Annotated in this window: 1 protein-coding gene; it reads right to left on the bottom strand. The window is 55.2% G+C overall.

What is annotated here, in order from left to right; all coding sequences use genetic code 11:
• Positions 1 to 5: 5 nt before the first annotated feature.
• A complete protein-coding gene (locus BM031_RS24835) occupies positions 6 to 1,721 on the bottom strand; it encodes a type I restriction-modification system subunit M (RefSeq protein ID WP_229409197.1) in 1,716 nt (571 codons plus the stop codon).
• Positions 1,722 to 2,014 lie beyond the last annotated feature (293 nt).

Raw genomic sequence — 2,014 nt, 5'->3', positions numbered from 1 at the left:
ACAGCTTAAACCACCGTCTCAAACTTGGGGTCCACTATATGCAGCCAAGGCTTGAACCCGTCGAATGCGCGGGTGAAAGCCAGGTCAAACTTGATCACATCAGGGTGTTGGCGCACTGCTGCAGCAAGGTCATCCGCTTTCGGCTGGGCGTACGGTGTGCCGTCCAAAGTGAACAAGGGCGCTCGCAGGTTAGGAAAGGCTTTCCAGAAGTCGGCCAGCGCATCCAGTTCGCTTAGCGGGATGCCGCCGAACATCGAGGCGTACAGGTCCCAGCTCTCGAGCGGCTCGGACGAGTCCACATACCGTGGAATGTTGAGGTTGTAGTCGTTGGCCTCGCCTTGCAGTTCGGTCTTGGGCACCAGGCGGCTGAAGCCGGGCACGGTGGCGCGGGCGATCACCACATCGGTGATCTTCTTGATGTCGCAAGCGCGGAGCTTGTTGTTCTTGCCTTCTTTAGCGAAACCTTTAGAGCCGTCCACAAACAACACATCGCTGCCTTTACGCTTTTGCCTGAGCACAAGGATGACGGTTGGGATGCCGGTGCCGAAGAAGATATTGGACGGCAGGCCGATGATCGTTTCAAGGTGATCGTTCTCGATCAGCTGCTTGCGGATGACTCCTTCCTCACCGCCGCGGAACAGCACGCCGTGGGGTAGGACGATGGCCATGATGCCGTTGGGCTTCAGGTGATACAGGTCGTGCAGCAGGAACGCGTAATCGGCCTTCGACTTTGGGGCGACGCCGAAGCGTGCGTAGCGCGGGTCAGCGTCCTTGTGCTGCGGGTCCCATTTCTGTGAGTAAGGCGGGTTCGACACCACCGCATCTAGGTACAGCGGATTGTAGCTGTTGACCGGGTCTTGGTCGTCGAAGTACGGCCAGTCGTCTTCCAGCGTATCGGCGTTTCGAGTAACGATGTTGTTCGGGAGAATGCCGCGCATGACCAAGTTCATGCGCGTAAGGTTGTAGGTGTTTTCCTTGAGCTCTTGGGCGTAGTACTTGATGCTGTCTTTGTCGCCCATTCGCTTAGCGATGGCCTGGCCGATGTTGAGCAGCAGCGAACCCGAGCCGCTGGTTGAGTCGTAGATCTGGATGGTCTCGCGATCTGTCAGGTGGTGCGCTATGACTTCGGACATCAGCACGGATACTTCGTGTGGGGTGTAGAACTCTCCAGCCTTCTTGCCCGCATTGGCGGCAAACATGCCAATGAGGTATTCGTAGATGAAGCCGAGCACGTCGTAGCCCTGCTTGCCATCCATAGGGATGTCTTTGATCAGCTGGAGAAGCTCGCTGATCGCCTTGGTCTGCTTTGGCGCAGTGTCACCCAGCTTGCTCAGGCCCGTTTCCAGCGTCTTAAAGATGCCCTCGAACAGACGCTTGTGGTTCGGGTGGATCAGGCGGCTAAAGGCCGAAAGGGCTTCGCGCACGTCAGCGACATCGAAGTCGCTAGTTTGGTCTAGCCAGGTCGAGAACAGGTGCTTGCGGGCGATGAAGTAGCCCAGGTTGGACTTAAAGTGGTCGACCGTTTCAGCGTCGTCCTCAATCAATGCACTGAAGTCCTTGTTTGTGAAGCCCTCGGCCGTGGCAAATTCCATCAGCTTGTCAGAGAGGTACTTGTAGAAAATGAAGCCTAAGATGTAGTCCTTGTATTCGTTGGCCTCGATCTTCGAGCGCATCTGGTTAGCGGATTCCCAGATCTTGGATGCGAGCTGTTGTTTGTTCACGGCTAATGTTTCTAATCTTTGTTCACGTAGGCGGAACGAAATTTTCCTCTAATAGAGTGTATCCAGCAAGGAAATTTACACAATACAGGACCAAGCCGATAACCGCGTGCTAAGCTCGACCCTGTCGAGCATTCTCTCAAACACAATCCGGATCGGTATCGAACGGACGTAAGCTAGCGTTCAGACGACTGCGAGAGGAGTGAGGTGTACTGTCAATAGCGGACACTCTTGTTTCAAGCTGCCTGCTGTTGCCTGCTGAATTGTTCAGCAAATAAAGCCGGCGGAATATAGCC

Origin of the sequence: Massilia yuzhufengensis, assembly GCF_900112225.1 — a bacterium.
Taxonomy (GTDB): domain Bacteria; phylum Pseudomonadota; class Gammaproteobacteria; order Burkholderiales; family Burkholderiaceae_D; genus Telluria; species Telluria yuzhufengensis.
Note: the sequence above shows the minus strand (reverse complement) of the source record. Positions and strands in the feature narration are given on the sequence as shown.